1 protein-coding gene is annotated in these 1,221 nt (G+C 45.5%); it reads right to left on the bottom strand.

Annotated elements, in window-relative coordinates; translation table 11 throughout:
• Window positions 1-802: reverse transcriptase domain-containing protein (locus GC098_RS02760; protein ID WP_312879973.1), on the bottom strand; the 802-nt coding region annotated here is incomplete at its 3' end.
• Between the last annotated feature and the right edge of the window lie 419 nt (window positions 803-1,221).

The raw sequence follows: 1,221 nt of genomic DNA, 5'->3' as shown, positions 1-1,221 counted from the left end.
GACTTGACCGTATTTTCGCTGCCCTTTCACCAGTTCTTGATTTGAAGGGTTTTGTCAGAGGAAAGAGTTCCCATTGGCCAGCCACCCAGTGATCGAGGTCATTTAGTACAATATTCGAGAGCAGTGTTGACAACAAGCCCCCTTGAGGTACCCCTTTTGAAGGTATTCCTTCCCCCTCGATTTCTGCCTTTAGCATTTTGGAGATGCAGGCTAAAACCTTTCTATCTTGAATGCCCATGTTCCAAAGTTGCTTCACGAGCAAGGTATGGTTAACGTTGTCGAAGAACCCCAATATGTCGATGTCGACTACATAATGCATCGACGCCTGATTGATGAGAAATTGAACTCTTGCCATGGCATGGTGGGTCGATCGAAGGGGTCTGAAACCATAGCTATGATTGTAAAATTGAGCTTCAGCTATGGGTTCAAGGACTTGCTTGAAGCACTGTTGAATGATGCGGTCGAGGATGCATGGAATTCCAAGCGGTCTCATTTTACCGTTATCTTTCTCGATAAGCTTCCGTCTGACCTGTTTGGGGCGGTAGTTTTGCAGTCTATTTTGGATTTCACTCACTAATTCTTGCTCGGGTCGGTTTTCGGTGTCTCTGATGGTTAGTCCATCTGTTCCTGGTGTCTTTGATCCTTTATTGGACTTCATCGTACGGTATGCCAGCAAAATATTTTCTCTGGATGTGACGATCTCATAGAGATGTGAGAATGTTTCTTTGTTTGCTGATTTTTCGTACAAATCCGTAAAGGATTCCGTCATGCCGTAATACTCCCAATTTCGTAAAGCTTGCACTGTGGCATCCCTCCTTGACGAAGCGATGTCCCCACATTCCTACCTGATCGGTGCAATTCACGTATGGAAAATGATCGTTCTTTTCAATTAGACTTGGGGCTGTTCCTCCACCTCGATTACAGAGGCTTCATCAGTCGTTCCCCTGCCCTCACAAGGATAAATTCATTTCGGCAAGTGCCTTATTGCAACCGTTTCGGGTAACAGCCCTTACTGCAACGTCCCTTGTTTTCCAAGTCCCTTACATCCTAGCTATTCTTTCTGGACTTAGGTGCTTCCTCTAAGCCTGTGAGATCGATGCCGCCATGGTTCGGCATAGCGTATTTCATAGGAGAAAATTTTACTTTACGCCGCTCACCCCATCGTCTGATGGTACATACGTTTCCGCATGCTCTAACTTTAGACCTGTACATTCGGAAGTT

It is taken from the genome of Paenibacillus phytorum, assembly GCF_013141715.1.
GTDB lineage: Bacteria > Bacillota > Bacilli > Paenibacillales > NBRC-103111 > Paenibacillus_E > Paenibacillus_E phytorum.
This window is presented reverse-complemented; position numbering and strand designations above follow the sequence as displayed.